Raw genomic sequence first — 16,024 nt, 5'->3', positions numbered from 1 at the left:
CGCTTGGGGGCTTGTTCCTCGCTCTCTCGCACCCAGCTGTTCCGCTCCGCGTCTAGGAGGATCGTATCCGGGTTCGTGGGTACCGGCTGATCCGTGCTAATGTTTCCACCGCACCCAAAAGGGCGGGTGGCGGAACGGCAGACGCGCACGGTTCAGGTCCGTGTGTCCGAAAGGACGTGAGGGTTCAAATCCCTCCTCGCCCACTCCAGCAGAGCTCCGGAAGCGCGGTCAGCGCACCGGGGCTCTCTTGTTTTCCGGGGAATCCGCGCGTTCATCGGTCCGTCCGTGGGTCTGGTGCCGGTCGGGGTGATCATCGATCAAAGTAGCCGTTCGCTCCGTTATAGAGAAGTCCCGGCGGTTACGTGGGTGTCTTCTCGATTCTGTGCCGGTATGGCGTGCGTCTCTTCTACCCCGCCCCGCTTGACGATCACTTTCCGGCCGCTTGCACACGTCATGCCGTCCATCCGGGCCGATTACGCTGACAGAGAAATCGGGCCGGGGGGAGTCTCTCCCCCCGGCCCGTCCTGTCCGTCAACCCGTGACGAGGACCCGGACGTCCAACAGCTCGCCGAGCAGATCGGTGAGGCTGACCATGCCGGCCACCTTGCCGCCGCCGTCCGTGACGAGGCCCACATGGGCGTGGGCGTCCTGGAGCACGGAGACCGCCTCGGGGATCGTCGTGCTCTTGTCCAGCCTGGGCACCGGCCGGGCGAGCTCGGCTGGGCTCGCCCCCGGGCGGACCAGGACGTCTCTGACGTGCAGCACGCCCAGGACGTCGTCCGGCCTGCCCGAGTTGACCAGCAGGCGCAGGTGCCCGCTGTCGGCGGCCGTACGGCGCACCTGCTCGTCGGTGGCGTCCCGGGTCACGCAGGTGGCCTGCCCGATGGGCAGCATCAGGCGCTCGACCGGCTGCTGGTGGACCCGCAGGGCCCGGGTCAGCAGGTCGTGCTCGTCCCGGTCGAGCAGGCCCATCCGGCCGGACTCGCCGACCAGCATGGCGAGCTGGACCGGGGTCCTGGTGGTGGCCAGCTCGTCCCTGGGGTGCACGCCGAACAGCCTCAGCACCGCGTTGGTCAGGGCGTTGAGAGAGGCCAGCACCGGCCGGACCAGCCAGGTGAAGCCGCGGAACGGCAGCGCCAGGCCCATCGCCGCGATCTCCGGGTGGGTCAGCGCCCACGACTTGGGGGCCATCTCCCCGATCACCATGTGCAGGAAGGTGACCAGCGCCAGCGCTATCACCAGCGAGATGGGCACCCGCAGCGACTCGGGCAGGCCGACCGCGGCGAAGACCGGCTCCAGCAGGTGCTCGATGGCCGGCTCGGTCACCATGCCCAGGCCGAGCGAGCACAGCGTGATGCCGAGCTGGGCGCCGGCCAGCATCAGGGAGAGCTCCCTGCCGCCGCGTACGGCGGCGCGGGCGGCGACCCGGGTCAACCGGCCGCCCTTGCCCGCCAGCTCCTCCAGGCGATGCCTGCGGGCCGAGATGACCGCGAACTCGGCGGCGACGAAGAAGGCGTTGCCGATCAACAGGGCCACGCCCAGCAGCAGTGCTCCGGTGATGCTCATCGGCCGTCCACCGCGCTCCGCTCGATCATGGGTGTGTCGGCGCCCCGCCCGATCATCCGCGGCGCGGTCATCGCGGGCTCGCCGCCGTCCTCGGCGGCCTCCGCCGGCGCGGGCGCCAGCCGTACCCACTCGGGGACCCTGCGGTGCACCGACAGCACGGTGAGCACCGCGTCGGCCTCGTCCGCGCTGTCGTTCTCCAGGAGGTCGGTCTCCAGGGTCAGCGTGACGGTGACCTGGTCGCCGGGCTCGGCCATCCGGCCGAGGGTGGCGAGCACCAGGCCGGCGATGGTGTCGTAGCCGTCGCTCTCGGGGAGCGCCAGCTTGGTCGCCCGCTCGACCTCGTCGAGCCGGAGGGTGCCCGGCAGGTCCCAGGTGCCGTCGTCGTTGGCGACGACCCCGGCGGGCTCGGGGTCGTTCTCGTCGATCAGCTCGCCGACGAGCTCCTCGGCCAGGTCCTCGACGGTGACCACGCCGGCGAGCCCGCCGTACTCGTCGATGACGCAGGCCAGGTCGTCGCCGGCGGCGCGCATGCGCTCCAGCACGACCGGCAGCGGCAGCGAGTCCGGGACCAGCAGCGCCGAACGGGTGATCTGCTCCAGCGGGCCGTCGCTCAGGCCGGACCTGAGCAGCTCCCGCACACCGGTGACGCCGACCACGTCCTCGCCGTTCTCCTTGCAGAGCACCGGGTAGCGGGAGTGGCCGTGCTCGCGGATGGCCTCGACCAGATCGGAGATCGGACGCTCGGCCCGCAGCAGCACCAGGCGGGGGCGCGGCACCATGACGTCCTCGGCGGTGCGGCCGCCGAACTCCAGCGCCCGCTCCAGCAGCTCCGACAGCCGCGGCGGGAGGTCGCCGGCCGTGGCGGACTCGGAGATGATCCGGGACAGCTCCTCGGGGCTGGCGCCGTGCTCGACCTCCTCCACGGGCTCCACGCCCGCCCGGCGCAGCAGGCCGGTGGCGGCGGAGTCGAACAGCCGGATGACGGGCCCGGCGATCCTGAGATAGACGATGGTCGAGCCGGCGAGGAACTTGGCCACCGGCTCGGGGCGGGCGATGCCCAGGTTCTTGGGGGCCAGCTCGCCGAGCACCATCTGGATGACGGTGGCGACCACGACGGCCAGCGCCAACGAGACGCCCGGCACGGCCGCCGCCGGCACCCCCGCGGCCTCCAGCCCCGGGCGCATGACCGTGGCGATGGCGGGTTCGGAGATGAAGCCGACGAGCAGCGCGGTCACGGTGATGCCCAGCTGCGCGCCCGAAAGCATGAACGACAGGCGTCCCGTCACCTCCAGCGCGCGCTTGGCGGCGGTGTCACCGGCGTCGGCCTGTTCGCGCAGCACGCCGCGGTCGGCGGCCACGAAGGCGAACTCCTGCGCGACGAAGTAACCAGTGGCGAAGGTGAGGAGGAGTACGGCCAGCAGGCCGAGAGCCGTGTTCACCGGGCGGCTCTCCCGGTTGGGTCAGCGGTCCCCGTGCATGTGCACGGGCAGGTACTCCATGAGTCCGGAGTGGACACGATCATCCTTTCGGGCAGAGGTCGTCCCTTACCGTAACGACCCATGTGGGGGTCGATGTTTCCGGATCGGCCAACGATCACATCGTTGGTGACTAAGCATCCTTCTGCGTACTTTTACATGGGGGAAGCTTGGAGAGACGTCTGCGCGCGACGGGACCACGACGTAGCGTCGATAATGACGTTCTCATCGTGTGTTCAAGAAGTGGCGGGGATACGACGTGGGTGACAGGCCGGAAGACGACGATCGCACACGCGCGCTGCGATCGCCCCAGCCCGGGCCGCCGCGAGCCGCGGGACAGCCCGCCCACCCGGCGCCGGGGCGGAGCCGGCCGGCCGCCGGACCCGGCCCGGAGACGCCGCGGGAAGGGGCCGACGACACGCGGCCGCGGGCGACCTCGCGGGTCTACGGCAAGGCCAGGGAGGGCGCCGGCCCGGTCCGGCCGCTCCCGGGCCAGGCCGCGCACTCCGTGCCGCCGGACGGCCCCCCGGGCGACCGTCCGGGCGGTCCGTCAGGTGGTTCCTCAGGTGGTTCCTCAGGAGGGAAAGGCGGGATCCGGATGCCGAGCACGACCTGGCGCCCGAAGCGGCCGGGCAGGCTGATCGCACGGATCCTCATCGGCCTGCTCGTCGTGCTGGTGGTGCTCGCCGTCGGCGGATACTTCACGGTCAACTCGCGGCTGACCCGGATTGAGGCGCTCACCGACTACGACGGCCGCCCTGCCGACACCCCCGGCACCAACTGGCTGCTGGTCGGCTCCGACAGCCGCGCCGGCCTGACCAAGGCGCAGCGCAGGAAGCTCGCCACCGGCAACTCCATCGGCCGCCGGACCGACACGATGATGCTGCTGCACATCCCCGACAGCGGCGACCGGCCGACCCTGGTCAGCCTCCCGCGTGACTCCTACGTGCCGATCGACGGCCACGGCAGCGACAAGCTCAACGCCGCCTACGCCTACGACGACGGCGGCCCCAAGCTCCTGGCCAAGACCGTCGAGAAGGTCACCGGGCTCCGCATCGACCACTACATGGAGATCGGCTTCGGCGGCTTCGTGGGCATCGTCGACGCCATCGGCGGGGTCGAGATCAACGTCAAGCAGGCCATCAAGGACCCCAAGGCGGGCATCGACCTGAAGAAGGGCCTGCAGACGATGGACGGCGGCACGGCCCTCGGTTACGTCCGCACCCGCGCCACCGGCGCCATCCCCGACTTCGACCGGACCCAGCGCCAGCGCCAGTTCTTCTCCGCGGTGGTGAACAAGGCGGCCAGCCCCGGAGTGCTGATCAACCCCTTCCGCTCCGTCCCGCTCGCGCTGAACGCCGCCGACTCCGTGTCCGTCGGCGAGGAGACCGGTGCCTTCAACCTGCTCTCCCTCGGCCTCGCCATGGGTGACAACCCGGTGACCACGGTCGTCCCGGTCGGCTCGCTGCCGACCATCAACGGCCAGTCGGTCGTCAAGTGGGACCGGACCAAGGCCCTGCGCATGTTCGAGGCCCTGGCCCAGGACAAGCCGGTCCCCAAGGACGCCCTCGGCAAGTAGCGGCCCGCCCCGGCCCCGGCCGGCGTCCCGGCCGGTCGCCTGCCCGCCGCCTCCCGGGGCCGATGTCACGGATTCCCGGCCCGGCCCCGGTCGCCCCGGCCCTGGCCGGGGCGGCGGCTCAGGTGGACGCGCTGGTGGAGGCGGCGACGGAGGCGGCGATCACGCCGGCCATGACGGCGGCGTTGATCGCGGCGATGGTCTTGGCGACGGCCTCGCCGGCCCAGTCGCCCTCGGTGATCTCCTTGATGCGTTCCTTGCTCGCGCCCGGGAACGCCTTGCGGTCGATCTTGGCCGCGTGCAGGACGGCGATCAGCACGGCGATCCGCCTGTCGGGGACGGCCCCGGACAGCACGCTCTGGACACGCTCGCGCACGGCCAGCTCGACGCTGGGGTCACGCTCCGGGTAGCGGGTGCTGGGGAAGATCCCGAGGATCTTCCGCGTCTCCTCGCCCAGCACACCCCGCTCGGCCAGGCGGGAGAGCAGGCGCTTGCGGAGCTTGGCCGAGTGGAGCTTGTAGATCCACCAGTCGGGCTTGCGCTCCTTGGTGTCGGCGGCGATCCTGGCCAGTGTCGCGTCCAGCTCCTCCTCGCCGAGAGGGGTGGGGTCCAGGACGGTCACCTTCTTGCCGGCCAGGTCGATCCGGCCGTTGACGGTCAGCTCCGCCAGAAGAGCGCCGCCGAGCGCGGCGTCGAGCTCCGACGAGCTGACCAGCTGCCTGCCCTCCGCTTCGCTGTAGGCGAGCAGGAGAACTTCTTCGGCGATGGTCGTCATGCTCCGACCCTATGCCGTAAGCACTACGTAATCGCCGGTGGCGGCCGGCCGGGATAGCTTCGCACCAGGGCCTGGAGGACGCTTCGAGGACCGGGCCCCGGAGGACATCATGCGGATCGGAAAGCTGCTCCGGCACCCGGCGACCTGGGTGGTCATGACGTTGGGCGCCGTCGCGTTCGGCGTCGCCCTGTATCTGTTCCAGCCCTGGCGCCTGTTCACCACCGTCGAGGTGAACGAGGCCGTGCCGGTCGCGGTGGCCCCGCGGACCGCGGCCCCGGAGACCGCTGTCCCGCCGGGCGCCTCCCCGCGGGCCACGGCCACTCCGTCGCGGGGCGGGTCCGGGCAGGCCGCGGAGCGGCCCGAGACTCTGGCCACGGGCACGTTCGTCTCGCACGAGCACAGCACCGAGGGCAGGGCCAGGGTGCTCGAACTGCCCGACGGGAGCCGGGTGCTCAGGATCGAGGACCTGGACACCTCCGACGGCCCCGACCTCCGGGTCTGGCTGAGCGACCAGCCCGTCAAGGAGGGCAGGGCCGGGTGGTTCAACCTCGACGACGGCGAGCACCTCGAACTGGGCGAGCTCAAGGGCAACCGGGGCAACGCGAACTACGCCATCCCGGCCGGGGCCGACCTGGACAGCCTGAAGACCGTCACCATCTGGTGCAGGCGCTTCAGCGTCTCCTTCGGCGCCGCGGCTCTGGCCTGAGACGGACGCCGGGGTTCCGGTCCGGGGCCGGTGGTGCTGCCCGGGGTTGGTCCGGGGCAGCCGGGGCTGGGTCGGGGTCGGAGTCCTGGGCGGAGATCGGCGCCGGCCCTCGGTCCGAGTCGGACGCCGGGGCTCTGGCCCGGAGCCGGCGGGGCTGCCCGGGGCGGAGATCGGCGCCGGGGTCCTGGGTTGAGACAATGCTCGGCTTATGAGCATCTCTGCGGAACTCCACGCCATCGGCCGCCCGCTCGTCGAGGCGCAGCTCGCCCACCCGACGGTGGTGGGGATCGCCCGGGGGGACCTGCCGGAGCCGGTGTTCCGGTCGTGGCTGGAGCAGGACTACCTGTTCCTCCTCGATTACGTCCGGGTGTTCTCCCGGCTGGCCTGGCAGGCCCCCGACGGGCACCTGGGTGACCTGGTGGACCTGGCCCACGCCACCTTCCACGAGGAGCTGAACCTGCACCGGTCGCTGTCGGCGGGCTTCGGCGCCGACCTCGACAGGGCCGAGAAGGGGCCGGCCTGCGCCGCCTACACCTCGTTCCTGCTCGGCTCCGCGGCGGACTACGCCGACGGTCTGGCCGCGCTGTATCCCTGCATGTGGGGCTACTCCACCCTCGGCCGCGTCCTCGCGGAGAATCCCCCGGCCGAGCCGCGCTACCGGGCCTGGGTCGACACCTACGCGCATCCCGACTTCGCCGCGCTGACCGGACGCATCGCCGTGATGATCGACGAGGCCGTGCCCGATCTCGGCCGGGCCAAGGAGCTGTTCACCGAGGGGATGGCCCACGAGCTGGCCTTCTGGGACGTGCCCTGACCTGGCCCTCCGGGGCCGGTCCAGGTGGCCCGCGCGCATATGTTGGCGGGGTCACGGGCGGACGAGCCGCTTTACCCCCCATCTGGTGACGGACTTGAAAGAATGGTTGTCATGAGTGTTCCTGAGGTCGATGCGCGGGACGTGCCGGACGGTGCGTTCCTGCTTGACGTACGAGAGAACGACGAGTGGCGGGCCGGGCACGCGCCGGCGGCCGTCCACATCCCGCTCGGCGAGCTTCAGGCCCGGGTGGACGAGGTGCCGAAGGACGCGCCCGTCTACGTGGTCTGCCGCGTGGGCGGCCGTTCCGCGCACGCCGCCGCCTGGCTCGGGCACGTCGGCTGGGACGCGATCAACGTGGGCGGTGGCATGCAGTCCTGGGAGTCCGCCGGCCGTCCGATGGTCAGCGAGAGCGGGCAGGACCCGTTCGTGGCCTGACCCGGCCCTTGCGCAGAAGGGAGGAAATGACATAATTCACGGCGAATCATCTACCGCGGGAGCTCGGGCGCAACCGGGCTGAGAGGGCGGAACCACGTAGAGGGCCGGGCAGGCCCTCCGACGCGCCGCCGACCGCATGAACCTGTCCGGGTAATGCCGGCGTAGGGAGCTTTCCATGACGTCTGACGTCATCGATGCCAAGCATGCCGAGGCGCCTCTCACTCTCGACCAAGCTCCGCCGAAGACCCTCGGCGCGCTCGACCAGGGCGCGTTCTGGGCCAATCTGGGCGTCAGCCTGCTCGGGTTCTCCTTCGCGCTCTTCCTGATCAACCCGCTGCTCGACGACAACCCGCTCACCTTCACCGCGGCGCTGGTCGCCTCCCTGGTCGGCAGCCTCATCGGCACCGCCATGGTCGGCCTCGCCGCGGTCCCGGGCGCGCAGACCGGCCAGCCCGCGATGGTGCTGCTGCGCGGGCTGTTCGGCGCGAGACTCTCGGCCGTCCCGACCGTGCTCAACATCATCCAGATGATCGGCTGGGGCGCGTTCGAGCTGTGGGTCGTCGCGATGGGCGCGCAGGCGATCTTCGGAACGTCCGTCCCCTACGCGGTCTGGGCGATCGCGGCCGGGGTCCTGACGACGGCGCTGACCATCTATCCCCTGGGCGCCATCCGGTTGATCCGGCGCTTCGTCACGGCCGGCGTGATCATCTCGGTGGTCTGGTTCGCGGTGGTGTTCGTCCGCGAGACCCCCGCCCAGACCGGCGGATCCTGGGACGCCTTCGCCTCGGCCGTCGACTTCGTGATCGCCCTGTCGGTGTCGTGGGTGCCGGTCGCGGCGGACTACGCCAGGCACTCGCGCTCCAGCCGCGCGGCCTTCACCGGCGTCGTCGGCGGCTACACCGTCGCCCAGGTGGCGTGCCTGGCCGTCGGCGTCTACGCGGTGGCGCTCGCCGGCCACGGCGCGGTGCTGGGCCAGCCGACCGCCGTGTTCGCCCCGTTCGTGGCGGCCCCGCTCGGCGCGCTGTTCTTCGGCGTCCTCGTGCTGCGCGAGACCGACCAGTCGTTCGCGAACGTCTACTCCACCGCGATGTCGCTGCAGAACCTGATGCCCCGGGTGGACCGTCGGATCTTCTCCGTGGGCATCGGAGTGCTGACCACGGGCATGGCCCTCGTCGTCGACGTCAACTCCTACGGGGCCTTCCTCGGCATCATCGGCGCGGTGTTCGTGCCGATGCTCGGCGTGCTGGCGGTCGACTACTTCCTGCTCGGCCACGGCAAGGACTGGGACACCTCCGAGAACGCGCCCTCCCGCTGGCTCATGGTGGTCCCGTGGTTGCTGGGCTTCGTCACCTGGTGGATGCTCGCCGCGCCCTCGACCGTGTCGTGGTGGGCGGCGATCTGGACCGGCGCCCGGGACGCCGTCGGCTTCACCCCGCAGCCGTGGATGAGCGCGGCCGTCGGCGCGTTCGTCGTCTCCGGCCTGGTCACCCTCGGCCTCGGCGCGCTCCGCCGCCGCCGCCCGTAGCGGGCGGGGCCGCCCGCCCGGGTCCCGGGGCTACGGGGTGCCGGGCGGCCGGCCCCGGCCCGCCCCCTCGACGCGCAGCAGCCGCTCCTTGGCGGTCGCCCCGCCCGCGTAGCCGCCGAGGACGGCCTCGCTCTCGACCACCCGGTGGCAGGGCACGATCACGCAGACGGGGTTGCTGCCCAGCGCGTTGCCGACCGCGCGCAGCGCCCGCGGCCGGCCGAGCCGTTCGGCGATCTCGCGGTAGGTGGTCACCGTCCCGTACGGGACGGCGATCATCTTCTGCAGCACGGTCCTGGCGAACGGGGTCGCCAGCCGCAGGTCGGCCGTGATGGTGAAGGCACGCAGCCGTCCGGAGAAGTAGGCGTCCAGCTCCCGGCGGACCGGGTCGAGCCGCCGCGCGTCCGGCCCCATGAACGAGCCGACCTCCCGGCTGACGCGTTCGAAGACGACGTTCTCGTCCTCGTAGCTGCACGCCACCACCCCCCGGTGCGTCACCGCCAGGACGAGACGCCCCACCGGGCCGTCCAGGGTGCCGAACGCGATGTCGGGGTGGGTGTTCCCTATGTAGTCGGGCGAGGTCACCCGTAGCAGCGCGTCGATGTCACCGGATGACATGGCCCCACCCTTTCGTATCCAGGCGTGTGGTGACCGCAGCGTATCGGACGGATCACCCCAACGAGTGTCAGCACATGCGGACGAAAGTGCCAAGATCAGGCCGGTTGACACGGCACTATGGGTGTGTGGGTGACATCAGGGCCGCCAGTGACGACGGCATCGGCCGTGCGGTCGTCGCCGGCGCGCCCAACGCGATCGTCGCCCTCGACCGGGACCAGACGGTCCTGGCCTGGAATCCCGCCGCCGAACGCCTGTTCGGCTGGCCGGCGGAGGAGCTGCTCGGCCGCCGCGCCCCGATGGTGCCCGAGGAGCTGATGGCCGAGCACAACGCGGTCCTGGAGCGGGTCCGCACCGGCGGCCAGGTCTCGCTGCGGACCAAGCGGTTCCGCCGGGACGGCAGCCTGGTCGACGTGCGGGTCGACACCAGCGCGCTGCGGTCGGAGGCGGGGGCCCTGCTCGGCTACGTCAGCGTCTACCACCTGACCCAGGACGACGAGACGGCCCAGGACCGGGTCGTCCGCCGGGCGCAGCTGGTCCGCAGGCTCACCGACGTGGTCGCCGACATCAACGCCGAGCGGGAGCTGCCCGCGGTCCTCGACCGGATCGCCGCCAGCCTCGCCGAGCTGACGGGGGCCGACGCGGGCGGGTTCGTGCTCATCGAGGGCGACCGGGTCCGCCTCGTGGCCAGCCACCGGCTCCCCGACTCGCTGCGCGACTCCACCGCCGACCTGCGCACGAGCCTGGTCGGCAAGCTCCTGCGCACCGGCCGGACCGTGATGCTGGAGACCGGTGACCAGGCCCGGCTGGACGAGCTGATCTGGTCGCAGCTGCCCGGCCTGCACACCATCGCGCTCGGCGTCGCGGCGGTGGGCAGCCGGCCGTACGGCGCGCTGTACGCCCTGTTCGCCAAGCGCAAGGCCGGCCACGTCGAGCTGGAGCTGCTCGAACTCCTCGCCGGGCACGCCGGGATCGCCGTCGGCAACGCCATGGCCTACCAGGAGGCCGTACGGCAGCGCGCCCACGAGCGGGCGGTGTTCGACGCCAGCGCCGACGGCATCGCGGTCCTCGACAGCACCGGCCGGGTCATCCAGTGGAACCCGGCGGCCGGCGAGCTGACGGGCTTCCCCGCGGCCGAGGTGATCGGCGGGCCGCCGCCGTTCCCGCTGCCGGAGCCGGGTGACAAGCTCACCCTCCAACTGCCCTCGGGCGCCTGGCTGGACGTGCTCTGCGCGGAGATCGTGGAGACGGGCGAGATCGTGGTCGACTTCCGCGACATCACCCGGGCCAAGGAGCTGGAGGAGGCCAAAGATCTCTTCCTCGCCACCACCAGCCACGAGCTGCGCACCCCGATCACAGTGGTACGCGGCTTCGCCGGCACGCTCGACTCGCGCTGGGACAGCATGACCGACGTCGAGCGCCGGGCCGCGGTGCACACCATCGCCGAGCGGGCGCGCTCCCTCGGCCAGCTCATGGACCACGTGCTGCTGGGCTCCCGGGCCGGGGCGGGCGAGCTCACTCTCAAGATCGAGGGCTTCGACCTCGGCGAGCTGCTCCGGACCGCCACGCTGGGCCTGCCGGTCCTGTCGGACCTGCACCGGGTCGAGGTGAGCGTCCCCGGTGACCTGCCCCCGGTCTCCGGCGACGCGCTGGCCACCGACATCATGCTCGGCCAGCTCCTGGAGAACGCGTTCAAGTATTCGCCGGACGGCGGCCTCATCAGGGTCGAGGCCTGGGCGGCCGGCGACCGGGTGGTGGTGGTCGTCGACGACGAGGGCGTGGGCATCGCCCCGGCCAGCAGAGAACGCGTCTTCGAGCGCTTCGTCCAGGGAGACAGCAGCGACCGCCGCCGGTTCGGCGGGGTCGGCCTGGGCCTCTACATCGTGCGCAGCCTGGCCCAGGCCCAGGGGGCCGAGGTGTCGGCGCACCCTCGGCCGGGCGGCGGCACCCGCATGCGCCTGGCCCTACGCATTGCCGACACGCCAGGCGCCCTTACCTAAGTGACACGCCGATGCGGTAACGACCCGGTAACGGATGAGCTGATCTATTGTCGAATGTGCACAAGCTGTAATTGACGCCCGGTTTCTAAGACCATCTAACGGGGCATTTCGGTCGTACTGGGGTGTGTTCCTCAGGGGGGAACAGGGATACGGGGAGGTGAGTGCGTCGAGCGTCGTGTTGTTGCCGTATGCACCGTCCAGCGTCGCCGTCGCACGCCAACGCCTCTGCTCTGACCTGCAGGAATGGGGGGTCTACGAGACCGCGATAGATGATGCGGTCCTCGTGGTGAGCGAGCTGCTGAGCAACGCGCTCCGGCACGCGCATCCTTTACCGTCCGGTCAGATCAGGGTGGCGTGGCGCTGGACTGACGGATACGTCGAGGTTGCGGTGAGTGACGGAGGGGCCGCCACAGAGCCGCGCGCCGGACGGCCCACGCTCTCCTCACTGGGGGGCAGGGGTCTCGGCATCGTCGAGTATCTGGCCGCCAAATGGGGGGTCAGGCACGACGGTGAGATCACCACTGTCTGGGCGGTGGTCACGACTGTCAGCACTGTGAGTAACGGTAATGGTCAGGTTTCCATGCCCGAGCCCGCGCTGCGGGAGTGCGGATAGGTCCTGTCCCGCTTCATCGCCGTGAAGCGGGACAAGATCGTGATTATTCTCAGGCGGGGGCCGGACGGTACAGCAGCGCCCTCTCGCCGGCCGTCCACGCCGTGGTGACCAGCAGATAGATCCCGGCCGCGAGCGGGAGCACGGCCGCGGCCAGCACCGTCGCGTACGGCAGGAGCGGCATCACCCTGCGGAGCGCCTCCGGCTGGACCTGGTCGCCCATCGTGCGCCGCATCCGGCGCGATGTGACCGACGCCACGGCGAGCAGCAGCAGGAAGAGACCGGCGAAGACCAGCGTCGGCCCGCTGAGCAGCCCGTACCCGGCGACCGCGCCGGCGAGCTGCTGGCCCAGCGGCACGCCGAACAGCCCGTGGGTGAGCAGGGCGTTCGCGTGCCCGGCGATCACCGAGGAGGTGAAGACCCGGTACGTCACCATGAGGAACGGCAGCTGGGCCAGGCCCGGCAGGCAGCCGGCCAGCGGGGAGGCCTTCTCCTCGGCGTAGAGCGCGGCCAGCTCCCGGCGGAGCCGCTCGGGGTCGCGGCCGTGCCTGCTCCTCAGCTCCTGGAGCCGGGGGGCCAGCCGTGCCCTGACCCGCTCGCCCCTGGCCTGCATGACGCTGAGCGGCAGCAGCAGGAGCCGGACGGCGAGGGTGAACAGGACGATCGCCGGCGCGGTGGAGCCCAGCGGCCCGGCGAGCGCGGTGATGAGACCGGCGGTGAACTCGATGACGGGGTCGAACATGGGAGCCCTTCTGACTGGTGTGGGATCAGCACAGAAGGCGCCCGCGGTCCGGACGTGTCGACGCGGTGCTACGCGGGCGCCGGGCCCGCTGACGGTGCTCTCGGCCGTGACCGCCCGGCCGCGTCGGGGTCGCGCTGCCGGACGAACAGGGTCCGCCTGGCCCGCTCGCGCCGGGACAGCGGCGCTCCCCGCCCCGCCCCGGAGGCGAGGGGCAGCACGCGCAGCGCCCAGGCGAGCAGGAGCACGCCCAGCCCGACCACGGCGGTCGCCGTCACGGCGCCGCCGCCGTCGAAGATCCAGACCGACAGCGTCTGGAGGGCGAGCAGGAGGCTCACTTGGCGAACTTGCCCGCGACCGTGACCACGGCGACGACCACGAAGGCGACCAGTGCCAGCACGACCAGGAACTTCAGCAGCCCGAACAGCGCGGGCAGCACGAGCCCGAACACGACGTAGAGCGCGAGGATGACGCCCAGGACTGCCATCACGGTACGACTCATGAGGCCACCGTACGTCCGGCGACCGGCCCGATGGAGGCCGGAACCATAACGATCCAGTGCTTACGGAGTGGTGACGCGGCATAGGGATCGGCCGCGCCCGGGCCTACCGTGGGGACCATGAGCACGCGGATTCTGGTGGTCGACGACGACCCGACGGTGGCCGAGGTCGTGGCCCGCTACCTGGAGCGCGACGGCCATCAGGTCGAGTGCGTGGGAGACGGCGCCGAGGCGCTCAGGCGCGCGCTGTCCAACCCGCCGGACCTGCTGGTGCTCGACCTCATGCTGCCGAAGATGGACGGGCTCCAGGTCTGCAGGAAGCTCAGGGAGCGCTGGCCCGTCCCGGTGATCATGCTGACCGCGCTGGGTGAGGAGATCGACCGGGTCGTGGGCCTGGAGACCGGCGCCGACGACTACGTCACCAAGCCGTTCAGCCCCCGCGAGCTGGCGCTGCGCGTGCAGTCGGTGCTGCGGCGGGCGCGCGGCGCCTCGGTGCCGGCCGGGACCGGCGTGCTCAGGGACGGCGCCCTCGTGGTCGACGTCGGCGCCCACGAGGTACGGCTCGGCGACGACCAGATCACGCTGACCGCCCGGGAGTTCGACCTCCTGGCCCATCTCATGCGCAACCCCCGCCAGGCCTTCAGCCGCTCCGCCCTGCTCGACCAGGTCTGGGGGTGGTCCTTCGGCGACTCCTCCACGGTGACCGTCCACGTCCGCCGCCTCCGCGAGAAGATCGAGCCGGACCCGACCGCCCCCCGGCGCATCGTCACGGTGTGGGGTGTCGGCTACCGCTACGAACCCCTGACGCAGACATGATCCCCGAGATCCTGCTGATCGTCGCCGTCACGGCCGGGCTCGGCCTGCTGGTGGCCCTGGCCGGGCTCGGCGTGATGCGGCTGCTGCGGGAGCGGTCGATCGGGGTGATGCTGGCGGTGGTCGCCGTGGTGACGGTCCTGGCCACGGTGGGGGGCGTGGTGGCCATCACCCTGAAGATGATCATCGAGGGCACGCCCAGGGACATCGTGCTCAGCGTGGTCGTGGTCGGCGGCCTGGTCGGCATGGGGGTCGCGACGGTGCTCGCCCGCCGGGTCGTGGCGGCCAGCCGCAGGCTGGTCGCCGCCGTGCACGCCGTCCCGCCCTCGGGGGAGTTCGTGCCGCCCCGCGGCCTGCCCGCGGAGCTCGACACCATCGCCAGGACGCTGGAGCAGGCATACGAGCGCCTCCGCCTGGGCCACGAGCGCGAGCGCGCCCTGGAGAGCGCCCGCCGCGAGCTCGTCGCCTGGGTCAGCCACGACCTGCGCACCCCGCTGGCCGGCATGCGGGCCATGGCCGAGGCCCTGGAGGACGGGGTGGTCGCCGACCCGGGGACGGTGAGCCGCTACCACACGCAGATCCGCCTGGAGGTGGAGCGGCTGTCGGGCATGGTGGACGACCTGTTCGAGCTGTCCAGGATCCACGCGGGCGCGCTGCGCCTGTCCCGGCGGCGGATCGGCCTCGGCGACCTGGTCGCCGACGCCCTGGCCGGGGTGGAGCCGCTGGCCCGGGCCAAGGGAGTACGGCTGGCGGGCCAGGTCGACCAGGCGGTCCCGGTCCAGGCCGACGCCGGGGAGCTGTCCCGGGCCCTGCGCAACCTGGTGGTCAACGCGATCAGGCACACCCCGGGCGACGGCACGGTCCGGGTGCGCGCGCTGGCGGAGGGCGGGGTCGCCCGCCTGCAGGTCGCCGACTGCTGCGGCGGCATCCCGGCCGACGACCTGCCCCGCGTGTTCGACGTCGCCTTCCGCGGCGAGGCGGCCCGGACCCCGACCGCGGACGGTACGGGAGCCGGGCTCGGCCTGGCGATCGCCCGCGGCATCGTCGAGGCCCACGAGGGGGCCATCGACGTCGTCAACGCCGGGCCCGGCTGCCGGTTCGAGATCCGGCTCCCGCTGTCCGGTTGAGCCCCGGCCGCGGCCGGGTCAGGCGGTCATGTCTCCCGCCGCCCCGTGCGGGTCGTCAGCACCGCGACCTCGCCCTCGGGCCGGACCGGTATGACGAGCGTCACCTGCGTGTCGTCGCCGCTCTCGCCGTCGTCGGGTTCGACGTGCTGGCAGGAGGTGGGGGGCCGGGGACTGCCGAAGGACTCGGCCATGGCGCGGAAGGTAGGGCACGGCCAGCGCCACATGCAGCTGCGGCAGCGCAGGATCGGGCGTGCCGCGTCGCTGGTGATGCCGCCCGCGTCGCGGGGCTGGTGCAGGTCGAGGAGCCTGACCCCGAGGGCGGCGAAGCCGAGCAGCTCCTCGCGCGCGCCTTCGAGGAAGTCGAGGTCCTCGCTCGCCAGGCGGGTTCTGATGGGGACGTATCCCTCGCGGTTCACCAGGCCGCGCAGGGAGTTGGCCGCATCGTGCCACGAGGTGGCCTTCTCGGTGCGGGTGATCATGGACTCCAGGTGCTCCCGGAGCCGCTGTCGCTGGGGATCCTCAGGAAGGTCGGTGTTCATTGATGCGTTCGAGCCCGTTTCTACTCAACGGCCGCCACTGACGTAGCGCAGGGACGGTCGGGAGATTCCGGGTCTCCCCCCTTTCCGGCTAAGCCGGTGTTGCACAGTGTCAAGTTTCGCGCACTCGCGGTTTCCATGAGGGCGAAACGGGGGACAAAGGGCCGACGACTCGGGTTAGTCGAGAGAACGTGACCAGCGGCCTCCGCGCCGCTA

The 16,024-nt window shown here is 71.7% G+C and carries 17 protein-coding genes, 1 tRNA gene and 1 riboswitch; of the genes, 10 read left to right on the top strand and 8 right to left on the bottom strand.

The genetic code is table 11. The features are described 5' to 3' along the window. The first annotated feature begins 120 nt into the window (after nucleotides 1-120). Nucleotides 121-203, top strand: a tRNA-Leu gene (locus ACWDS7_RS14610). A 328-nt stretch (nucleotides 204-531) separates the two neighbouring features. On the opposite strand, the gene ACWDS7_RS14605 is transcribed toward ACWDS7_RS14610, so the two are convergent. Then, entirely contained in the window at nucleotides 532-1,566 is a 1,035-nt protein-coding gene (locus ACWDS7_RS14605) for a hemolysin family protein (RefSeq protein WP_451929675.1), read from the bottom strand. Next, complete coding sequence (locus ACWDS7_RS14600) at nucleotides 1,563-3,005, bottom strand: hemolysin family protein (protein WP_451929674.1); 1,443 nt, start codon at nucleotides 3,003-3,005, stop codon at nucleotides 1,563-1,565. The genes ACWDS7_RS14605 and ACWDS7_RS14600 overlap by 4 nt, the downstream gene beginning before the upstream one ends. Nucleotides 3,006-3,639: 634 nt before the next feature. On the opposite strand from ACWDS7_RS14600, the gene ACWDS7_RS14595 reads away from it, so the two are divergent. After that, a complete protein-coding gene (locus ACWDS7_RS14595) occupies nucleotides 3,640-4,620 on the top strand; it encodes an LCP family protein (RefSeq protein WP_306861819.1) in 981 nt (326 codons plus the stop codon). Between the two features lie 118 nt (nucleotides 4,621-4,738). On the opposite strand, the gene ACWDS7_RS14590 is transcribed toward ACWDS7_RS14595, so the two are convergent. Then, nucleotides 4,739-5,392, bottom strand: a complete 654-nt coding sequence (locus tag ACWDS7_RS14590) for a GOLPH3/VPS74 family protein (RefSeq protein ID WP_451929673.1) — start codon at nucleotides 5,390-5,392, stop codon at nucleotides 4,739-4,741. A 109-nt stretch (nucleotides 5,393-5,501) separates the two neighbouring features. Here ACWDS7_RS14590 and ACWDS7_RS14585 point away from each other — a divergent pair, with 109 nt between their 5' ends. The 4 genes from ACWDS7_RS14585 (at nucleotide 5,502) to ACWDS7_RS14570 (ending at nucleotide 8,872) form a co-directional block, all read left to right on the top strand. Beyond that, nucleotides 5,502-6,098, top strand: a complete 597-nt coding sequence (locus ACWDS7_RS14585) for a DM13 domain-containing protein (RefSeq protein WP_451929672.1) — start codon at nucleotides 5,502-5,504, stop codon at nucleotides 6,096-6,098. Nucleotides 6,099-6,306: 208 nt separating this feature from the next. After that, nucleotides 6,307-6,912 (top strand): TenA family protein, encoded by a 606-nt coding sequence (locus ACWDS7_RS14580; protein WP_306861825.1) that lies wholly within the window; start codon nucleotides 6,307-6,309, stop codon nucleotides 6,910-6,912. 102 nt (nucleotides 6,913-7,014) lie between these two features. Beyond that, on the top strand, nucleotides 7,015-7,347 hold the full coding sequence (locus ACWDS7_RS14575; RefSeq protein WP_306861827.1) for a rhodanese-like domain-containing protein: 333 nt from the start codon (nucleotides 7,015-7,017) through the stop codon (nucleotides 7,345-7,347). A gap of 45 nt (nucleotides 7,348-7,392) precedes the next feature. Beyond that, a riboswitch (TPP riboswitch) is annotated at nucleotides 7,393-7,532 on the top strand. Continuing rightward, entirely contained in the window at nucleotides 7,523-8,872 is a 1,350-nt protein-coding gene (locus tag ACWDS7_RS14570; RefSeq protein WP_451929671.1) for a purine-cytosine permease family protein, read from the top strand. (Overlaps the previous riboswitch by 10 nt.) A 30-nt stretch (nucleotides 8,873-8,902) precedes the next feature. On the opposite strand, the gene ACWDS7_RS14565 is transcribed toward ACWDS7_RS14570, so the two are convergent. Next, nucleotides 8,903-9,487: a methylated-DNA--[protein]-cysteine S-methyltransferase gene (locus ACWDS7_RS14565; protein WP_451929670.1), complete on the bottom strand. Its 585-nt coding sequence runs from the start codon at nucleotides 9,485-9,487 to the stop codon at nucleotides 8,903-8,905. A 74-nt stretch (nucleotides 9,488-9,561) separates the two neighbouring features. On the opposite strand from ACWDS7_RS14565, the gene ACWDS7_RS14560 reads away from it, so the two are divergent. Further along, nucleotides 9,562-11,484 (top strand): PAS domain S-box protein, encoded by a 1,923-nt coding sequence (locus ACWDS7_RS14560; RefSeq protein ID WP_451929669.1) that lies wholly within the window; start codon nucleotides 9,562-9,564, stop codon nucleotides 11,482-11,484. A 124-nt stretch (nucleotides 11,485-11,608) separates the two neighbouring features. Beyond that, nucleotides 11,609-12,097, top strand: a complete 489-nt coding sequence (locus ACWDS7_RS14555) for an ATP-binding protein (protein ID WP_451929668.1) — start codon at nucleotides 11,609-11,611, stop codon at nucleotides 12,095-12,097. 49 nt (nucleotides 12,098-12,146) lie between these two features. Here ACWDS7_RS14555 and ACWDS7_RS14550 read toward each other — a convergent pair whose 3' ends face one another. The 3 genes from ACWDS7_RS14550 to ACWDS7_RS14540 form a co-directional block, all read right to left on the bottom strand. Then, nucleotides 12,147-12,836, bottom strand: a complete 690-nt coding sequence (locus ACWDS7_RS14550; protein WP_451929667.1) for a YidC/Oxa1 family membrane protein insertase — start codon at nucleotides 12,834-12,836, stop codon at nucleotides 12,147-12,149. Nucleotides 12,837-12,904: 68 nt separating this feature from the next. Then, on the bottom strand, nucleotides 12,905-13,171 hold the full coding sequence (locus tag ACWDS7_RS14545; RefSeq protein ID WP_451929666.1) for a DUF6412 domain-containing protein: 267 nt from the start codon (nucleotides 13,169-13,171) through the stop codon (nucleotides 12,905-12,907). Continuing rightward, on the bottom strand, nucleotides 13,168-13,335 hold the full coding sequence (locus ACWDS7_RS14540) for a hypothetical protein (protein ID WP_306861838.1): 168 nt from the start codon (nucleotides 13,333-13,335) through the stop codon (nucleotides 13,168-13,170). Before ACWDS7_RS14540 ends, ACWDS7_RS14545 begins: the two co-directional genes overlap by 4 nt. Before the next feature lie 117 nt (nucleotides 13,336-13,452). Between ACWDS7_RS14540 and ACWDS7_RS14535 the strand changes: the two genes are divergently transcribed. Continuing rightward, the gene (locus ACWDS7_RS14535) at nucleotides 13,453-14,148 is read left to right on the top strand and encodes a response regulator transcription factor (protein ID WP_451929665.1); all 696 of its coding nucleotides are present in this window, start codon (nucleotides 13,453-13,455) and stop codon (nucleotides 14,146-14,148) included. Continuing rightward, nucleotides 14,145-15,272 carry a sensor histidine kinase gene (locus tag ACWDS7_RS14530; RefSeq protein WP_451929664.1) on the top strand — a complete coding sequence of 376 codons (1,128 nt, stop codon included), beginning with the start codon at nucleotides 14,145-14,147 and terminating at the stop codon, nucleotides 15,270-15,272. Before ACWDS7_RS14535 ends, ACWDS7_RS14530 begins: the two co-directional genes overlap by 4 nt. Nucleotides 15,273-15,298: 26 nt before the next feature. On the opposite strand, the gene ACWDS7_RS14525 is transcribed toward ACWDS7_RS14530, so the two are convergent. Beyond that, nucleotides 15,299-15,811: a hypothetical protein gene (locus ACWDS7_RS14525; RefSeq protein WP_451929663.1), complete on the bottom strand. Its 513-nt coding sequence runs from the start codon at nucleotides 15,809-15,811 to the stop codon at nucleotides 15,299-15,301. Nucleotides 15,812-16,024 lie beyond the last annotated feature (213 nt).

The organism is Streptosporangium sp. NPDC003464, from assembly GCF_053588315.1.
This window is presented reverse-complemented; position numbering and strand designations above follow the sequence as displayed.

What these genes read in the sequence shown, in the direction of transcription:
- ACWDS7_RS14605 (WP_451929675.1), bottom strand. Translation starts at nt 1,566, where the DNA reads ATGAGCATCACCGGAGCACTGCTGCTGGGCGTGGCCCTGTTGATCGGC.
- ACWDS7_RS14595 (WP_306861819.1), top strand. Translation starts at nt 3,640, where the DNA reads ATGCCGAGCACGACCTGGCGCCCGAAGCGGCCGGGCAGGCTGATCGCA.
- ACWDS7_RS14590 (WP_451929673.1), bottom strand. Translation starts at nt 5,392, where the DNA reads ATGACGACCATCGCCGAAGAAGTTCTCCTGCTCGCCTACAGCGAAGCG.
- ACWDS7_RS14585 (WP_451929672.1), top strand. Translation starts at nt 5,502, where the DNA reads ATGCGGATCGGAAAGCTGCTCCGGCACCCGGCGACCTGGGTGGTCATG.
- ACWDS7_RS14580 (WP_306861825.1), top strand. Translation starts at nt 6,307, where the DNA reads ATGAGCATCTCTGCGGAACTCCACGCCATCGGCCGCCCGCTCGTCGAG.
- ACWDS7_RS14575 (WP_306861827.1), top strand. Translation starts at nt 7,015, where the DNA reads ATGGTTGTCATGAGTGTTCCTGAGGTCGATGCGCGGGACGTGCCGGAC.
- ACWDS7_RS14570 (WP_451929671.1), top strand. Translation starts at nt 7,523, where the DNA reads ATGACGTCTGACGTCATCGATGCCAAGCATGCCGAGGCGCCTCTCACT.
- ACWDS7_RS14565 (WP_451929670.1), bottom strand. Translation starts at nt 9,487, where the DNA reads ATGTCATCCGGTGACATCGACGCGCTGCTACGGGTGACCTCGCCCGAC.
- ACWDS7_RS14560 (WP_451929669.1), top strand. Translation starts at nt 9,562, where the DNA reads ATGCGGACGAAAGTGCCAAGATCAGGCCGGTTGACACGGCACTATGGG.
- ACWDS7_RS14550 (WP_451929667.1), bottom strand. Translation starts at nt 12,836, where the DNA reads ATGTTCGACCCCGTCATCGAGTTCACCGCCGGTCTCATCACCGCGCTC.
- ACWDS7_RS14540 (WP_306861838.1), bottom strand. Translation starts at nt 13,335, where the DNA reads ATGAGTCGTACCGTGATGGCAGTCCTGGGCGTCATCCTCGCGCTCTAC.
- ACWDS7_RS14535 (WP_451929665.1), top strand. Translation starts at nt 13,453, where the DNA reads ATGAGCACGCGGATTCTGGTGGTCGACGACGACCCGACGGTGGCCGAG.
- ACWDS7_RS14530 (WP_451929664.1), top strand. Translation starts at nt 14,145, where the DNA reads ATGATCCCCGAGATCCTGCTGATCGTCGCCGTCACGGCCGGGCTCGGC.
- ACWDS7_RS14525 (WP_451929663.1), bottom strand. Translation starts at nt 15,811, where the DNA reads ATGAACACCGACCTTCCTGAGGATCCCCAGCGACAGCGGCTCCGGGAG.